The sequence below is a fragment of the Streptomyces wedmorensis genome (assembly GCF_000716445.1).
GTDB classification, from domain to species: Bacteria; Actinomycetota; Actinomycetes; order Streptomycetales; family Streptomycetaceae; genus Streptomyces; species Streptomyces wedmorensis.
Map to the genome: position 1 here is coordinate 1 of NZ_JNWK01000102.1, position 15,727 is coordinate 15,727.

General features: G+C 71.6%; 12 protein-coding genes and 3 pseudogenes. 5 read left to right on the forward strand and 10 right to left on the reverse strand.

Going from position 1 to position 15,727, the window contains the following annotated elements; translation table 11 throughout:
• Positions 1-218: 218 nt before the first annotated feature.
• From OO54_RS39690 to OO54_RS39700, 3 genes are all read right to left on the reverse strand, one after another.
• A complete protein-coding gene (locus OO54_RS39690; protein WP_051787846.1) occupies positions 219-1,301 on the reverse strand; it encodes an alpha/beta hydrolase in 1,083 nt (360 codons plus the stop codon).
• Positions 1,302-1,428: 127 nt separating this feature from the next.
• On the reverse strand, positions 1,429-3,903 hold the full coding sequence (locus tag OO54_RS39695) for a penicillin acylase family protein (protein ID WP_033212314.1): 2,475 nt from the start codon (positions 3,901-3,903) through the stop codon (positions 1,429-1,431).
• 188 nt (positions 3,904-4,091) lie between these two features.
• Positions 4,092-4,901 carry an FHA domain-containing protein gene (locus tag OO54_RS39700; protein WP_200146606.1) on the reverse strand — a complete coding sequence of 270 codons (810 nt, stop codon included), beginning with the start codon at positions 4,899-4,901 and terminating at the stop codon, positions 4,092-4,094.
• Between the two features lie 437 nt (positions 4,902-5,338).
• On the opposite strand from OO54_RS39700, the pseudogene OO54_RS42065 reads away from it, so the two are divergent.
• A pseudogene (locus tag OO54_RS42065) lies at positions 5,339-7,109 on the forward strand (ATP-binding cassette domain-containing protein).
• A gap of 100 nt (positions 7,110-7,209) precedes the next feature.
• Here the strand turns inward: OO54_RS42065 and OO54_RS39710 are convergent.
• On the reverse strand, positions 7,210-7,848 hold the full coding sequence (locus tag OO54_RS39710) for a fasciclin domain-containing protein (protein ID WP_033212317.1): 639 nt from the start codon (positions 7,846-7,848) through the stop codon (positions 7,210-7,212).
• Positions 7,849-8,219: 371 nt separating this feature from the next.
• On the opposite strand from OO54_RS39710, the gene sigK reads away from it, so the two are divergent.
• Together sigK and OO54_RS39720 are read left to right on the forward strand one after the other, a co-directional pair.
• On the forward strand, positions 8,220-8,807 hold the full coding sequence (sigK, locus tag OO54_RS39715; RefSeq protein ID WP_033212319.1) for an ECF RNA polymerase sigma factor SigK: 588 nt from the start codon (positions 8,220-8,222) through the stop codon (positions 8,805-8,807).
• Positions 8,804-9,556 (forward strand): anti-sigma factor, encoded by a 753-nt coding sequence (locus OO54_RS39720; RefSeq protein WP_033212325.1) that lies wholly within the window; start codon positions 8,804-8,806, stop codon positions 9,554-9,556. Before sigK ends, OO54_RS39720 begins: the two co-directional genes overlap by 4 nt.
• Before the next feature lie 49 nt (positions 9,557-9,605).
• On the opposite strand, the gene OO54_RS39725 is transcribed toward OO54_RS39720, so the two are convergent.
• The 3 genes from OO54_RS39725 to OO54_RS39735 are packed head-to-tail and all read right to left on the reverse strand — an operon-like array spanning position 9,606 to position 12,702.
• Entirely contained in the window at positions 9,606-10,823 is a 1,218-nt protein-coding gene (locus OO54_RS39725) for an MFS transporter (RefSeq protein WP_033212327.1), read from the reverse strand.
• A 7-nt stretch (positions 10,824-10,830) separates the two neighbouring features.
• Positions 10,831-11,298, reverse strand: coding sequence for an ArsI/CadI family heavy metal resistance metalloenzyme (locus OO54_RS39730; protein ID WP_033212328.1), 468 nt, complete (start codon positions 11,296-11,298; stop codon positions 10,831-10,833).
• Between the two features lie 36 nt (positions 11,299-11,334).
• On the reverse strand, positions 11,335-12,702 hold the full coding sequence (locus OO54_RS39735; RefSeq protein ID WP_033212329.1) for an NAD(P)-binding domain-containing protein: 1,368 nt from the start codon (positions 12,700-12,702) through the stop codon (positions 11,335-11,337).
• Positions 12,703-12,867: 165 nt separating this feature from the next.
• On the opposite strand from OO54_RS39735, the gene OO54_RS39740 reads away from it, so the two are divergent.
• Both OO54_RS39740 and OO54_RS39745 read left to right on the forward strand, forming a co-directional pair.
• The gene (locus OO54_RS39740) at positions 12,868-13,230 is read left to right on the forward strand and encodes an ArsR/SmtB family transcription factor (RefSeq protein WP_033212334.1); all 363 of its coding nucleotides are present in this window, start codon (positions 12,868-12,870) and stop codon (positions 13,228-13,230) included.
• Positions 13,231-13,398: 168 nt separating this feature from the next.
• Positions 13,399-13,911, forward strand: a complete 513-nt coding sequence (locus OO54_RS39745) for a GNAT family N-acetyltransferase (protein ID WP_033212337.1) — start codon at positions 13,399-13,401, stop codon at positions 13,909-13,911.
• A 54-nt stretch (positions 13,912-13,965) separates the two neighbouring features.
• On the opposite strand, the gene OO54_RS46185 is transcribed toward OO54_RS39745, so the two are convergent.
• The 3 genes and pseudogenes from OO54_RS46185 to OO54_RS45540 form a co-directional block, all read right to left on the reverse strand.
• On the reverse strand, positions 13,966-14,781 hold the full coding sequence (locus tag OO54_RS46185) for an ATP-grasp domain-containing protein (RefSeq protein ID WP_051787848.1): 816 nt from the start codon (positions 14,779-14,781) through the stop codon (positions 13,966-13,968).
• Positions 14,782-14,816: 35 nt separating this feature from the next.
• Positions 14,817-15,071 (reverse strand): annotated as a pseudogene (locus tag OO54_RS48045) (ATP-grasp domain-containing protein); the annotation flags it as partial.
• A gap of 570 nt (positions 15,072-15,641) precedes the next feature.
• A pseudogene (locus OO54_RS45540) lies at positions 15,642-15,727 on the reverse strand (IS5/IS1182 family transposase); the annotation flags it as partial.

Consider the following 15,727-nt stretch of genomic DNA (forward strand, 5'->3'; position numbering starts at 1 on the left):
CCGACGGCCGCATCGAGGTCTTCGGCACCAGCCACGCCGGCGTCCACCACCGCTGGCAGACCGGCTTCTCCACCTGGTCGGCATGGGGCTGGCTGAACGGTCCTGGCCCCGCGGTGTCCTGACCGGTCCGCACCCCCATCCGGGAAGGCGCCCGCCGCCGTCCCGCGGACCGCACCGGCGGCGAGCGGGACGACGGCGGGCGTGGCGCACCGTCCGGGTCAGGCGGCGAAGGCCCGCTCCAGCCTGGGTATCAGGTCCAGCAGGGACTGTGCCCAGCAGCCCGCGCTGTGCGTCCCGTTGCACTGGGTGCCCCAGCCGGAACCGTCGCCGTAGTTGACGTAGTAGTACGGCATGCCCAGGGCGTCCATGCGGGCCTTGACGTTCTTGGACGCGCCGGAGACCCAGAACTCCATGTCGAGGGGCGAGCCGCCGCCGTCGCCCGTGTAGATGGAGATCCCGATGCCCTTGAGCCGGTCCATGTGCTGTGACGGGTCGACCTCGTTCCACCGCCGGTCGACGTTGAACACCGGATAGGGCGAGCCGAACAGGGCGTCGCTGTCCACGCCCGGCTTGTACGGGGACTCGTTCGGGTCGCAGGAACCGGACGACGAGGCGCACATCGCGCCCATCGCGTCGGTGACGGAGGCGACGACGGCCATCCGCAGGTCCATCGAGTTGGCCGACAGGTCGATGTCGCCCGACAGGGACGCCGTCTGGCCGAAGAGGTCGGGGCGGGCCTGGGCGTAGTGGAAGGCTCCGAAGCCGCCCATGGAGATGCCGGCGACGGCCCTCGACTTCTTGGCCGCGAGGGTGCGCAGGTTCGCGTCGACGAACGGGATCACCTGGTTCAGGTGGAAGTTCTCCCAGTTCTGGGCGCCGAGCACGGTGTTCTGGTTGAGCCAGTTGGCGTACCAGCTGCGCGCGCCGCCGTCCGGTATGACGGTGATCATCCGGTCCGACATGGACAGCGCCGGGTAGTTCTGCGCGATCGGGTCGTCGGGCGAGCCGTGCAGGAAGTAGAGCACCGGGTAGCGCCTGGCCGGGTCGTCGTAGTAGCCGCGCGGCAGAATGATCTTGATGTGCTGTTCGCCCGCGACCTGGGGCGTGGCGACCGTGAGGTAGAAGTCGTGGGCGGTTCCCACGGGCGCGGCGACCTGGGTCAGGCCGAACCCGTCCGTCAGCTTCGGCGGTGGGGTGTCGTCGGCGGCCTGTGCCGAACCGACCGGGGCGACCACGGCCACGGCCACGACGGCGACCGTCCACGCCACCACCGTCCGCCACCAGCGCGATGTCCTGTTCACAACGTTCCTCTCCTTCGTGAAGGGTTTCGTCGTACGGTCCTTCGTCGTACGGGCTTCGTCGTACGGGCTTCGTCGTACGGGCTTCGTCTACGGGCTGCTTCGTACGGCCGGGCTCGTCGGACCGGTCTCAGTCCAGGACCACGACGCGCAGGTCCGGTGCGGCCGCGATCTGCTCCTCGGTGAACCGCTCGGTCACCCACCCGCCCGCCGAGAACAACTTCGTCTGGTCGGCGTGGTGCGGCGAGTACGGGTTCGCCGACTGGGAGTAGGCCAGGACGGAGTACGTCTCCGGCGGCCCGTCGGCCGTGAACCGCACCTGCTGGACGAAGCTGGACCCGAAGACGATGTCCGTCTTGCCGTCGACCTGGCCGGGTTCGATCACGTTCAGGACGCCCAGGGCGCCGAACGAGCCGTGGATCGGGATCTGCTCGCCGCCGCGGGTGATCCTCTGGACGTCCGACAGGGCCGCGTTCAGCGGAACGCCTGCCTTGCGCAGTGCGAAGACGGCCCGGGCGAGGGCGTCGCGGACCGCGGAGCTGCCGCCGTCCAGCGAGTTGGGCGTGTGCACCGGGTCGTTGGCGTCGAACGGCACCCGCCACGGCAGCTTGTCGACCCGCTGTGAACCCTGCAGGTGGTGCCAGTAGTTGGCGAACAGCCAGGACCCGCGGCTGTCCGACGTGAAGTCGTGGCTCTTCCAGCCCGCCAGGATCGGACACGCCTCCCTGATGTCGACCAGGTTGCCGTCCACCAGGACGAGCCCGAAGGCGACGTTCTGGCACGTCGTGACCGTGGTGTTCAGGGTGAGGTCGGCCGCCCGGCTGTTGTCCGCGTACAGCAGCCGCCCCATGGTCTCGGGGGTGAAGCCCCTGCCGGGCAGGCCGTCGGTGCCGTCGATCCGCTTCCGCGCGGTGAGGATCAGCTCCTGGGTGCGCAGCGACCTGGGCGTCGCCATGTCGCCCATGATCCGGGGGAAGGTCAGCGGCTGCGCCGGGTTGGCCAGCCAGGGGCTGTCGTTTGCGTTGCCCACGAAGTCCGTCCGGATCAGCCGTGGTTGCTGCCGGGGGTCGAGGAGTCCCGGTGCGGCGGCGTTCGGGTCGTCGGGCCAGTCGCAGGCGCTGCGCTTGCCGTCGAGGATGGAGACCGGCGGCACGTTCGACAGTGCCAGGGTCTGGTGGAACAGCAGTTTGCCGGTCTCGGTGAGGCAGGACTGCGCGTGCGCGTCGGTGATGTTGGGGACGGCCTGGATGTCCGCGTACAGCGCGTTCCCCTTCCGGTCGGAGGCGACCGTGTTGAAGAAGGGAACGCCCTGTGTGGTCTCCAGGACGTTCACCACGTCGTGGACGTCCTTGGCCCGGTCGAGGCCGAACCAGGTGTTGAGCGCCCGGAGGTTGTCCATGTTCACGTCGCGTACCGCGTGTGCGCTGACCACCCAGGGCAGGGGGTAGCCGAGGACCGAGGTGGTGACCGGGCCGTAACGGGTGGCCCACAGCGTCCTGGTGACCTGGCCGATCGTGCCGTCGTCGTTCCGGACGTCGACGGAGACCCGCTGCGAGGTCATCCGCTCCCAGGCGCCGTCGACCAGGTACATGGTCGGGTTCAGCGGATCCACCTGGACGTCGAACAGTCCGAACGGCGCCACCGTTGCGACCGTGTGGCTCCAGGCGACGTCGTCGTTGTGCCCGATGTTCACCGCCGGGAGTCCGAGGAGGCTGGCGCCGGAGACGTTGACCTTCCCCGGGATCGTCAGGTGGCTCTGCCACATCCGGTTCTTGCCGTGCCACGGGAAGTGCGGGTTGGCGAGCAGCATGCTCGTACCGCCGGAGACGCCCTGCGAGCCGACCGCCAGCGCGTTGCTGCCCATGCCCTGCCGCCGGTTCGCCGCGAGGAGCTCGCCGATCCTCTTCGCGGTCGTCCGCGCCGACCTCGCCCGCTGCGCGGCCGTCGGTGCCGCGGCCGCCGCGGCGGCCGCCGATCCGGGCGGTGCAGCGGTGACCTGGCCGTCGAGCAGCACGTCGGCGCTGCCCATGATGATCTCGGCGTGCGCGTGCCGGTAGACGTCCATCTCGGTGATCGGCCGCACCCAGTCCGCTCCCCGGCAGGCCGGGTCGGAGAGGTTGTCCGCGCCCGTCTCCGCCAGGTACCTGTTGTAGCCCTGGACGTAGCCGCTGATGGCCTCCTTGACCTCCGGCTCCGGCCCGTCGGGCGCGGGCCGGGACAGCAACCGCTCCACCACGCCGTTGTCCTTGATGCGCTGGAAGTACAGGTCGCTGTTGAGGTTGGTCGTGGTGTTCTGGTTCTGGCCGGGGCTCGTCCTGCCGCCCGGTCCCAGGTACCGGGACCTCTCGGCGTCGACCATCAGATAGGTGTCGGCCAGGGTGCAGATGTTGTCCTTGGCCGCCGCGTATCCGTAGCCCGTTCCCAGCCCCCGCCAGTCGGAGGCGATGATGTGCGGGATCCCGTACTCGGTGTAGCGGATCGTCGGTTTCTCCGGCCCCGTCCCGGCCGCACCGGCCGGCGACCCGCCGGCCGCCGTGGTGCTCATCACCGCGACCGCGGCCAGGACCGCCCCCGGCAGTCTCGCCCTGAATCCTCTCCAGGCCATCGAACCGTCCCTCCCTGTGATGCGTGCCGTCGTAGAACGCGGCCACGCTAAGGAGGGGCGATGAAATCCCGATGGCCCGAGCGAACCTACCGGGGCGGCCCTACCGGGCGGCCCTGCCCGGCGGCCCTGCCCGGGCGGACCTACCCGGCGGCCCTGTCCGAGCGGCGGGACATCGCCGGGGTCCGGCGTCAGTGCGCCGTGTGCCGGTCCCGCCCGCCGGTCGCCGTCACGGGCGGCAGCAGGGCGAGGTGGTCCTCCCGTACGAGCCCGAAGCGGAGCGCGAGCCCGACGATCTCCTCCCGCTTGCCGTTGCGGCGCTCGCCCTTGCCCGGCTCACGGCTGCTCCCGGCGCCGATGCGGAGCTTCTCCTCGGCGAGGTAGTCGATGTGCGAGCTGATCGCACGCGCCGTCAGGGCGGCGCATCCGGTGTGGGCGCGGAGCCGTTCGACGATCTGCGGGGTGGTGGGTACGGCGACGCGGGACTGGTCCCGCAGCCGCGGCTCGCAGAGCGCGACGAGGACGAGGAAGTAGGTGGCGGTCTCGTCCAGCGAGTACGCGGTGACCGTGCGGCTCCCCCACGGCGCACCCATGGCCTCGGGGTCGAGGTAGACGTGGTCGGGCGCGAACACCTGGAAGGACACGGGGGTCTCCCCCCGGGTGGGCAGCACGACCCGGGCGAACTCGAACGGGACCGGCGCCCCCACCCGGCGGGGCGGCACCCTCAGGTACTCCCCCGCCCCCTCCGGGTTCTCCACCAGATAGCTGTGGGTGCTGCTGTGGTTCGTCAGCTGCCAGTGGTCGTCCGTCACCCGGATCTCCCCGGCGAGGCGCGAGATCGCCGCGTCGGCGAGACGGAGCTCGACCGGAGTGGTCCGCGAGCCCCGCCCGAAGCGGGCCACCTCGCCGGGACCCAGCCGCAACGTCACCGCCTCGGCGCTCCCTTCGTCACCGTCGGCGCCTCCGCTGCCCCGCGGCACATGGACGACCACGCCGCTCATCGCTCCCCCGTTCCGCACGTCCCGCTGGCCGGACGAGCGGAACGATACCCATCCCTCGCGTCGCGAACGGGTTGTTAGAACTTCTTTCCAGTTTCCTCAGAACCGAAGACCACCGCTCCGGCGGCGGTCCGTCGGCGTTTCGGCCAACCTCCCTCCTCCGCACTCCCGTTGCGGGGGACGGGTCGATGCACCCGCCACGTTCCGACACCCGCTCCAGCTCAGGACTCCGCATCCGGCCTGAACACACCAGTTCGATATCGCGGCCGGGTCGTTGGGCTTCACGACCAGGCCGGACGACCGTCCAGGAGGACCCGCAGTTGACCTCGACCGCCAGGAACGACCAGCAGAAGACCACTCCCCCTCCCCCACCGCCCGCGGAGATCACCTACAGCGGCCAGTACGCCGTCAACCCGCTCGCCGAGGTCTCCTTCCGGCGGATGTGCGCGCGGATCCCGGCCGTCCTGGGCCGCATCGCCCGGCTGTCGTGGCGGATCGACCGGCGGGCCGTACAACTGCTCGCCGGCTGCCAACTGGTCACGGGCGCCTCCGCCGCCGTGCTCCTGACCGCGACCGCCCGCGCCATGGAACCCGTCCTCGCGTCCGGCACCGCCGGGGACCGGCTCCGAGGCGCGCTGCCGGCGCTGCTGGTGGCGGCGCTCGCCGCCGCGCTGGCGCGGACCGCGGGTGCGGTGTCTGCGTACGCGGAGCGGCGGATCACACCGCGGCTGACCACGGAGACGGACTCGGCGCTGGTCGAGGCGGTGTGCCGGGTGGAGGCTACGGCGTACGCGGAGGACGGCTTCTCCGACCGGCGCGAGGCGGCCGAGATGGGGGTGACGCGGACCCACGTGATGGTGACCGACGCGCAGCGGTTCGTGTCGGCGGTGATCCGCATGGTCACCGCCGGGGGTGTGTTGTCGGTGCTGAACCCGCTGATGCTGCCGCTGCTCCTCCTCGCCGTCCTCCCGGCCGGCGTCGGAGCCGTCCTGAGCGCACGGGTCGACTACGAGATCCACTACGGCAACATCGCCGACCGCAATGTGCGCGGCATGATGCGCTGGTGGGCGACCGAGTCGAAGTACAGCGACGAGGTCCGCGCGAACTCCATGACCGACTACCTCGTCCACTGGTACCGGGCCCTGTCCGACCGGTGCGACCGGCGCACCCTGGCCGCCGCCCCGCGGACCCTGCGGATCTCCCTGCTGTCCGCGCTGGCCGGCGGCGTCTTCCTGCTGGCGACGTGGGGCGCCCTGGCCTGGCTGGCGGTCTCCGGCCGGATCGACCTCGCGGTCGCCGCGACGGCCGTCATCGCCGTGCAGACCACCCTCGCCGCCCTGTCCCAGGTCGTCGTCAACGGCGCCGCGGTCTTCCACACCAGCCTGTACCTGGGCGACATGCAGACCTTCCTCGACGACGCCACCGCCCGCGCCCCCCCGGCGCGGCCCCCACCGCCTCACCGCGCCGGTCGACGAGATCCGCCTGCGGGAGGTCGTCTACCAGTACCCCGGCAAGGACAGGCCCGCCGTCGACGGCGTCTCCCTGACCCTGCGCCGCGGCCAGATCCTCGCGATCGTCGGAGCCAACGGATCCGGCAAGTCCACCCTCACCCGTCTGCTCACCGGCATCTACCTGCCCGACAAGGGCTCGGTCGCCTGGAACGGCACCGAACTCGCCGACATGGACCCCACCACGGTGTGGACCCACACCGGCCTGGTGCCGCAGATCTTCGCGCAGTGGCCGTTGCGCGTCCGCGAGAACGTGACCCTCGGCCAGCCCCGTACCCACGACGACGCCCCGGTGTGGCAGGCCGTCGACGCGGTCGGTCTCCGCGACGCCGTCGAAGACCTCCCCGCCGGCCTCGACACCCTCCTCGCCCGGGACGTCTTCGGCGGCACGGAACTCTCCGGCGGCCAGTGGCAGCGCATCGCGTGCTCCCGGGCCCTGTACCGCCGGCCCGGCCTCCTGATCCTCGACGAACCCACCTCCCAGATGGACCCGCGCGGTGAACACCAGATCTTCGAGCGGATCAAGGCCATCGCCGCCGACCGCATCACGATCGTGGTCACCCACTGCCTGGAGAACACCAAGATCGCCGATCACATCATCGTGATGGAACACGGCCGCATCACCGAACAAGGCCCCTACGACGCCCTTGCCCATGGCGCCGGCACCTTCGCCGAGCTCCTGGAACTCTCCCAGGACCGCTGACCCGGCCCGCGTGGGACGGACCCGGCCACGGCAGTGACACCCTGGCCCTCCCCGGCTTCGCCCGGGAGGGCCAGGGTGTTCGCACGTCCCGCGACTGCCGTTACTCGGGCATCAGGACGGTGTCGATGATGTAGACGTTGGCGTTGGCGGTCTTCACGTTGCCGCAGACGACCTTGGCCGTGTCGTTGACGGTGTAGTCCTCGCCGGAACCCTTCGTGGTGATCTTGCCCTTCTGGAGGGTCTCGAAGGAGCCGTTCTCCAGCTGCTCCGGGGTGAGCCGCTCGCCGACCACGTGGTAGGTGAGGATCTCGGTGAGAGCGGCCTTGTCCGCGAGGACCTTGTCCAGGTCCGCCTTCGGGATCTTCGCGAAGGCGTCGTTGGTCGGCGCGAAGACCGTGATGTTCTCCGCGTTGTTGAGGGTGTCGACGAGTCCCGCCTGCTTCACCGCGGTGACCAGGGTGGACAGGTCCGGGTTGTGGGAGGCGGCGGTCGCGACGGGGTCCTTCGCCATGCCCTCGAAGGAGCCCGCGCCTTCCTTCGGCACCCCGGCACAGGCCGGACCGAACGGCTCGTCGGTCGCCGTCGCGCCCTCCTGCGGGGTCGCGGCGGTGGTCGGGGCGGAGGCGGGGGCCGCGGCCTTGGTCTCGCTTCCGGAGGCGGAGCAGGCGGCCAGTGAGAAGGGGAGGACGACGGCGGCGGTCACGGCGAGCGCGCCGCGGCGCATGTGCAAGGTGTTCATCTGAGTTGCTCCTTCAGGTCTCTCTTGGTTCCGGCTTTGCCTTCGCGACGGATGCCGAAGGCTCCCGGTGAATCGGGGGTGGTGGTCGGGGATTCGGCGGCCGCGGCGCCGCGGATGGGCCCATCACCCGGAAGAGTGGCGGCGGCCGTCGTCCTGACGGCGCCGGTCCGCACCGTCCGTGTTCCCTCGACCGGGTCGGCAGGAGACCCCGCTCCCCCCGAAACGGCACCCATCCGTCCGCGTGCCCGCTACGAAGAACGTTCAGAGACAGTCCCCGAACCGCGACGAAGGACCGGCATGCGATGGACCGCCCTGCCCCGACCGGCCCCCCACGGCCTCTCCGCCTGGTCACACCTGACGGAGGTGGTCCGGTGAACGAACCTCTTCCCCTCCGCCGCTCCGCGAGAAGCGCCAGGCCCGATCTCGCCGCGGTCATGCAGAGGGTCGCCCGCGGCGACAAGGAGGCCTTCTCGGCCCTCTACGACGCTCTCGCGCCCATGGTCTTCGGCCTCGTGCTGAGGGTCCTGCGCGACCCGGCGCAGTCCGAGGAGGTCGCCCAGGAAGTCATGATCGAGCTGTGGCGCCAGGCCGCCCGCTACCGCAGCGACGCCGGCTCCGTGACCACCTGGGCCGCCACCATCGCCCACCGCCGGGCGGTGGACCGGGTCCGCTCCGCCCAGGCCGCCACGGACCGCGAGCACGCCCGGGCCGCCCGCGACCACCGCACCCCCTACGACGACGTCGCCGAACAGGTCGAGACCCGCCTGGACAGCGAGCAGGTACGCCGCTGCCTCGGCAACCTGACGGAACTCCAGCGCCAGGCCGTCAACCTGGCCTACTACCAGGGACTGACCTACCGTGAGGTCGCCGAGACCCTGCGCACGCCGCTTCCGACCATCAAGACACGCATGCGCGACGGACTCATCCGGCTCCGTGACTGCATGGGGGTGACCACGTGAAACACCACGCGTCCGACATCCACGCCCTCGCCGGCGCCTACGCCCTCGGCGCGCTCGACACCGAAGAGGCCGAGGCCTTCACCCGCCACCTCGACCAGTGCGAGACGTGCCGGCAGGAGGTGGTCGAGTTCCGCACCACCACGGCCCGCCTCGCCCTCGCGGCGGCGGAGGAACCTCCCGTCGCGCTGAAGCAGCGCACCCTGGACGCGATCGACGGCGTACGACAGATGCCCCCACGACTGAACGGCCCGACCGCCACGACGAGCCTCGGCGGCCGGCTGCGCCGCAAGGCCCTGCCGCTGGGCCTCGCGGCGAGTCTCGTCGCCGCCGTGTCCTTCGCCGGACTCGCCGCCTGGCAGCACCAGGAGGCCCAGCGGGCCGAACAGCAGACCCGGCAGGCCCAGCGGAGCCTCGACGCCGTCAGTGATGTCCTGGCAGCGCCCGACGCGGAGACCGTCCACGGCAAGGCCACCAACGGCACGCTCACCACCGTCGTCACCTCCGCCGGCCGGAACAAGGCCGTCTTCACCGCGACCGGCCTTCCGGCGCCCGCGCCGGGCAAGACCTACCAGCTGTGGCTCCAGCACGACGACACCATGCTGCCCGCCGGCTTCATCCGCCAGGACGGCACCGTCCTCGTCGACGGCGACCCCGCCGACGCCACCGCGCTCGGCCTCACCCTCGAACCGTCCGAAGGATCGCCACGGCCCACCACGCCCCCCCTCCTCCTGATGAACATGCCCGCCTGAGACGGACGGAGGGGAGGGTGTCGGCGCCGCCGACGCACCGGTGCGCGGTCTACCTCCCCGTCCGGACAGAGGTCGCCGCCGCGACGAATGCCGCCACGCCCGCTACCCCGGCAAGCGCGGCGAACAGTTCCGGGTAGCCGCCGAGCGGGCCCGCGAGAAGGGCTGCGGCGAAGGGCGCGAGGGCCGAGGCAGTCATGGCGGGGGCGCTGAGGAGGCCGGAGAGCCGGCCGTAGTGTCGTGTGCCCCAGCGGTCGGTGATGGCGGTGGCCTGGAGGAGGGTGAGGTTGCCGCGGACCATGCCCGCCGCGATCGACACGGCGATGACGAGGCCGTACGGGCCCGGCGTGAGGGCGAGGGCCGCGGTGGTCAGGGCACCCAGGGCGATGAGCGTCGTGGTGCGGACCGTAGTGCCGGTGTGGCGGGCGAGGGGCGCGTACAGGGTGCGGCCGAGGGTCTGTCCCGCGCCGCCGAGGCCGAGGGCCCAGGCGGCTTGGGCCGTGGTGTAGCCGCGTTCGAGGAGGAGCGGGACGAGGGTGACGACGACGGCGAACATCGCGAAGGCCGAGAGGGTGAAGGCGACCGCCAGAAGGAGGAACGGCCGGCTGCGGGCCACCGCGCGGGGGCTCGCGTCCGTTCCGTGCGGGGCGGGCGGCGCCGGCGGCCAGGGGGCGCGGAGGGCGAGGGCGTGAGCCGGGATGGTGACGGCGGCGAGGACCGCGGCCAGCACGAGGTAAGTCTCACGCCACGACAGGTGCGCGGCCAAGGCTGCGGTGACCGGGGCGAAGACGGTGGAGGCGAGGCCGCCGGCGAGGGTGACGATCGTGAGGGCCCGTACGTGGTCGGGAGCCCACCAGCGGGTCAGGGCGGCGAACGCGGGTTGGTAGAAGGTGGCCGCCATGGAGAACCCGGCCAGGATCCAACCGGCGAAGAACACGGGCAGGCTCGGCGCCAGGGCCACGATCCCGAGGCCCAGGACACCGGCCGCGGAGCCCGCCGTCATGACCGCGCGGGGGCCGCGACGGTCGATGATCCTGCCGACGCGGATTCCGGCGAGGCCGGAGACGACCAGTGCCAGCGAGAAGGCCGCCATCGTCGCGCCAGTGGGCCAGCCGGTGTCGACGACGATCTGCGGGTTCAGGACGGGGAAGGCGTAGTAGACGATTCCCCAGCCGGTGATCTGGGTGGCACAGAGTGCGGGCAGGACGGCACGGGGCCGCGACCGGTCCCCTGTTCCGGTCGCGGCTCCGTGGGTGTGGAGGTCGGTCATCGAGTGGTCAGCAGCATCCGACGGGGGCGGCGACCGGTTCACCGGCGTCGGCGGCGGAGGTCGTCGTGCCGGCGCAGCAGGTGCTGTCCTGTTGCTTGGTCAGGGTGTCGGCGTCGGCCTTGACGACGTACACCTCCCATGGTTCGCGGCCGGGGCCGTGGACCCACACCTTGTCCTGGACGGCGTAACAACAGGTGGTGTCGTTCTCCTCCTTCGTCGGCAGACCCTCCTCACCCAGCCTGGCGGTGGCGGCGCGGACCTCGTCGGTGGTGCCGACCTCCACGCCGAGGTGGTCCAGGCGGGTGTCCTCGTTGTCGGCGCCTTCGATGAGGACCAGCTTGAGGGGAGGCTCCGTGATGGCGAAGTTGGCGTAGCCGTCACGGAGTTTGGCCGGCTCGGTGCCGAAGAGCTTGGTGTAGAAGGCGACGGATGCCGCCAGGTCGGGAACGCGCAGGGCAAGCTGTACGCGGGACATCGTGTTCCTCCGGTCATGGGTGAGCGGTCGGGTGGGTCAGCAGCCGGCGGAGGCGGCCGGCGCGCCGATACCGATCTGGAGCGCGGTCGGGGTCGCGCAGCAGCCTCCGCCTTCGGTCCCGGTGTCGGCGGGCTGGTCGAAGAGGCCGGCGCCGCCGCAGACCCCGGTCTCCGGGAGGACGAGCTCGACGCGTTCGGCCGACTCGCGGTCGCCGGCGATCGCGGCGACGACCGAGCGGACCTGCTCGTAGCCGGTGAGCGCCAGGAACGACGGGGCGCGGCCGTAGGACTTCGTGCCGACCAGGTACACGTCCTTCTCCGGGTGCGACAGTTCCTTCACACCATGGGGGTAGACCGTGCCACAGGAGTGCAGGTTCGGGTCGATGAGCGGCGCCAGCTCGACGGGGGCCTGGAGCCGCTCGTCGAGACCGAGGCGGAGCTCGTCGAGGAAGGTCAGGTCGGGGCGGAAGCCGGTCAGGACGATGACCTCGTCGACCGGGTCGAGGCGGCGGCCGTCCTCGGCGATCAGGACGAGCCGCTCGCCGTCGCGCTCGATCGCGTCCGTGCGGAAGCCGGTGACGGCGTAGGCGTGGCCCTCGTCGACGGCGGCCTTGGCGGCGAGGCCGAGGGCGCCGCGGGCGGGGAGCTGGTCGGCGGTGCCGCCGCCGAAGGTGGAGCCGGAGATGCCCCGGCGCAGGATCCAGGTGGCGTGCGTGCCCGTGCCGTCCTCTGACTTCGCCAGGTCGGCGAGGGACGCGAGGGCGGTGAAGGCGGAGGCGCCGGAGCCGATGACCGCAGTGCGCTTCCCGGCGAACCGGGCCCGAACGGCGGGGTCCCTGAGGTCGGGGACGCGGTAGGAGATCCGGTCGGCGGCCGCGCGCTCGCCGAGGGCGGGGAGGCCGTCGCCGCCGGCCGGGCTCGGGACCGACCAGGTGCCGGAGGCGTCGATGACGGCGCGGGCGAGGATCCGCTCCTCGCGCCCGTCGGCGTGGGCGACGTGGACGGTGAAGGGCTGGGTCTCGCGGTCGGCGTCGACGATCCGGTCGCGGCCGACGCGGGAGACTCCGGTGACCCGGGCGCCCACTCGCACCCTGTCGCCGAGGACGTCGGCGAGCGGCTGGAGGTAGTCGGCCGCCCAGTCGCCGCCGGTCGGGTAGGCAGCCGCGTCGGGCTTCACCCACCCGGTGGGGGCGAGGAGCTTCTCGGCGGCCGGGTCGGTGACCTCGCCCCAGGTGGAGAAGAGCCGTACGTGCGCCCACTCGTGCACCGCCGCGCCCGCGCGCGCCCCGGCCTCCAAGACCAGCGGCTCCAGGCCCCGGCCGACGAGGTGCGCGGCAGCGGCCAGCCCGGTGGGCCCGGCTCCGACGATCACGACAGGCAGCCGGTCGGTGGCGGTGATGTTCACGACTCTTCCCCTTTGATTCGACGTTTGTCGATCCCTTGCGCCTCCAGGATGGCACCTGATTCGACAGTCGTCAACATAGACATTCATCGAATTCAAAGGGTCGAGTCCAGGCGTTCGACACTCCGCCTCTTGGGCCCTTGGTTCGACGTGTGTCAACATAGATGCATGTCGAACGTGAAGGTGCTGCCGGTCCTGGAGCCCGAGATGGCGCCGTGCTGCCCGCCTCTGAGCGAGCGCCCACTGACGGCCGAGGAAGCCGAGCGGACCGCCGTCATGTTCAAGGCGCTGGGCGATCCGGTCCGGCTGCGACTCTTCTCGGCCGTCGCCTCCCACGAGGGCGGGGAGGCGTGCGTCTGCGACATCTCCGACGTCGGCGTCTCCCAGCCGACCGTCTCCCACCACCTGAAGAAGCTCAAGGAGGCCGGGCTGCTCTCCTCCGAACGCCGCGGCACCTGGGTCTACTACCGGGTCGAGCCGGCCGTCCTCGCCGCCATGGGGGCCCTCCTCACCAAGGCGGCCTCGGCCTGACGCCCCACCACCCGCGGCGCGCCACGGACCCGGTCCGATGACGCCGACGCGAGTGCGGCCGTGCTCGCCGGAGTTCACACCGCGCGGGCGACGGCATCGTCGGGCGCACGACCAGTGTCCGGGCAGGGCCTTCCCGCACTCCGCGCTCCGTCTGGGAGACTCCGCCCCATGACCGGATCAGCCACACACCCCGTCACCGTAGTACCGCTCACAGCCGACCACGCCGACGAGGTCGTCGCGATCTATCAGGCGGGGATCGACGAGGGAAACGCCACCTTCGAGACCGTCGCCCCGACGTGGGAGCAGTTCGACGCGGCCAAGCTGCCGGAGCACCGTTTCGCCGCGCTCGACGAGAACGGCCGGGTACTCGGGTGGGTGGCCGCCACGCGGGTCTCCGACCGGTGCGCGTACGCCGGCGTCGTCGAGCATTCCGTGTACGTCCACCCCGACGCCCGCGGCCGGGGTGTCGCCTCCGTACTGCTGGAGGCGCTCGTCGAGTCCACGGAGGCGGGTGGGGTCTGGACCATTCAGTCCGGCATCTTCCCCGAGAACTCCGCGAGCCTCGCCCTCCATGCCCGTGCGGGCTTCCGGGTCATCGGCACACGCGAGCGCGTCGGCCGTCACCACGGAGTCTGGCGCGACACCGTCCTCGTCGAACGCCGCAGCCCGCACATCCACTGACCCGGACAAGCCGGGACGCCGCCACCCCGGGGCACAGGGAGATGGCGGCGAGCGTCAGGAGGCCTGGGCCGTCGGCAGGGCCTCTTCCTTGCCGACACGGTCGGCGTCGGCATCGACGTCGGCGTCGGCGTCGGCGTCGGCGTCGGCGTCGGCGTCGGCGTCGGCGTCGGCGTCGGCGTCGGCGTCGGCGTCGGCGTCGGCGTCGGCGTCGGCGACGGCGAAGGCGACCGTGCCCGAACCCGTGACCGTCGGTGGCGGTGGCGGCGGCGGCGGCGGTGGCGGTGGCGGTGGCGGTGGCGAGCATGCCGATGAGGGGGATGAAGTCACCGCCGAGGCGTGCGTTGATCTCGACGAGCCGGGGGCCTTGGGGGGTGAGCTTGAACTCGGTGTGCGTGGCTCCGTGTTCAAAGCCGAGCGCCTGGTGGATACGGTGCAGTTGGTCCAGGAGCTCGGGGTCCCGCAGCAGGGGGCGTCGGCGTCGACGGTGTGACCGGTCTCCTCGAAGTACGGGTCCATGCCGACCTGCTTGCGCGCCACGATGAGCGGGGTGCACACGCCGTCGGCGACGACCGCGTCGATGCTGATCTCGGGACCGGTCAGGTACTCCTCGACGAGGACGTCCGCCTCGTAACGGGGCACTCCCGGCCAGTTGACGGAGCTGGCGGCCTCGAAGGCCGCTTCGACGGCGTCGCCGTCGTCGGCGCGGACGACGCCGAGGCTTCCGGCGAGTCCACGAGCCTTGATCACCACGGGGTAGCCGGTCTTGTCGGCCGCGGCGCGGGCCTCAGCGGCCGTGGCGACCGGCGTGCAGGCCGGCTGCGGGACGTCCGCGGCCGTGAGCCGTGCCCGGGTCGTCGCCTTGCGCGGCACGCGAGCACCGCTTCGGGTGCGCTTCCGGGCAGGCCGAGGGCTTCGGCGAGCCGCGCGGCGGCGTGTACGAGCGACTCGTCGTAGGTGAACACCCCGACGACGGGCAGCCGTTGCATGACCTTCTTCGCCTCGGTGGGGAGTTCGTCGAGGTTCTTGGTGTCGAGGAGCGAGGTCCCCTCCACGTACGGCAGCTGCCAGCTCGGCTCGTGCGCGTCGAGGAGCCACAGCCGGAAGTGGCCGGAGACGGCCGCCACGATGCACTCCCGGTAGCGGCGGTCGCCGCTGCCCATGAGGAGCAGGACCGGTGCCTCGGTGGCGGCCTCCACGCCGTGGCCGGCATGGTGGGAAACCTTCGTGTCGACGTGTGGCCGGGGCCGGGGCCGGCCGACGGGGCGGGGTCAGAGCCCAGGTCGGCAATACGCTGTCCGCCAAAGGCCGGAACCCTGCCAGCCTTGAGCGATGTATGTCAATAGATCGATGAATGATGACGGAGTCCCCCCCGACTGACGCCGTCACCAAAGCGTGGAGCCCGGCTCGCTCACCGCACGCCCCAGTTCAATCGGCAATCATCGATACCCTGGGGCATGCCAAGCACCGCTGGGGCAGCCTCGCCCGGCGCGACATCGACATGGCCGAGCCATCGACGCAGGAGTCGCCAGGGAGGCGACGAGCGAGTAACGTTCGCGCACGGATCGCGTATCCGCGGCCTGCCGGGTCAGGGCGGGCCGGCATCGAGACCTGAGCGCTCCGAGGAAGCGGCGTCCGGGTCCTCAGCCGCAAGGCCGCCGCGCCGGGGCCGTCTCCCGTGCCCCGTCGGTCAGGTCGCCGAGGAACGCCACGAGGTGGGTCAGTGAGCTTCTTCAGCGTTGCAGCTCCAGTGTGAGGACGGCCTTGGCGATTGACGTCATGCGGTTGGGACTGCATCGGGACCTGCGGAAGATCCGCC

Bases quoted from the DNA above. Each gene is read 5' to 3' on its own strand.
- OO54_RS39695 (WP_033212314.1), bottom strand. From the start codon at position 3,903: ATGGCCTGGAGAGGATTCAGGGCGAGACTGCCGGGGGCGGTCCTGGCC.
- OO54_RS39700 (WP_200146606.1), bottom strand. From the start codon at position 4,901: ATGAGCGGCGTGGTCGTCCATGTGCCGCGGGGCAGCGGAGGCGCCGAC.
- OO54_RS39710 (WP_033212317.1), bottom strand. From the start codon at position 7,848: ATGAACACCTTGCACATGCGCCGCGGCGCGCTCGCCGTGACCGCCGCC.
- OO54_RS39725 (WP_033212327.1), bottom strand. From the start codon at position 10,823: ATGACCGACCTCCACACCCACGGAGCCGCGACCGGAACAGGGGACCGG.
- OO54_RS39730 (WP_033212328.1), bottom strand. From the start codon at position 11,298: ATGTCCCGCGTACAGCTTGCCCTGCGCGTTCCCGACCTGGCGGCATCC.
- OO54_RS39740 (WP_033212334.1), top strand. From the start codon at position 12,868: ATGTCGAACGTGAAGGTGCTGCCGGTCCTGGAGCCCGAGATGGCGCCG.
- OO54_RS39745 (WP_033212337.1), top strand. From the start codon at position 13,399: ATGACCGGATCAGCCACACACCCCGTCACCGTAGTACCGCTCACAGCC.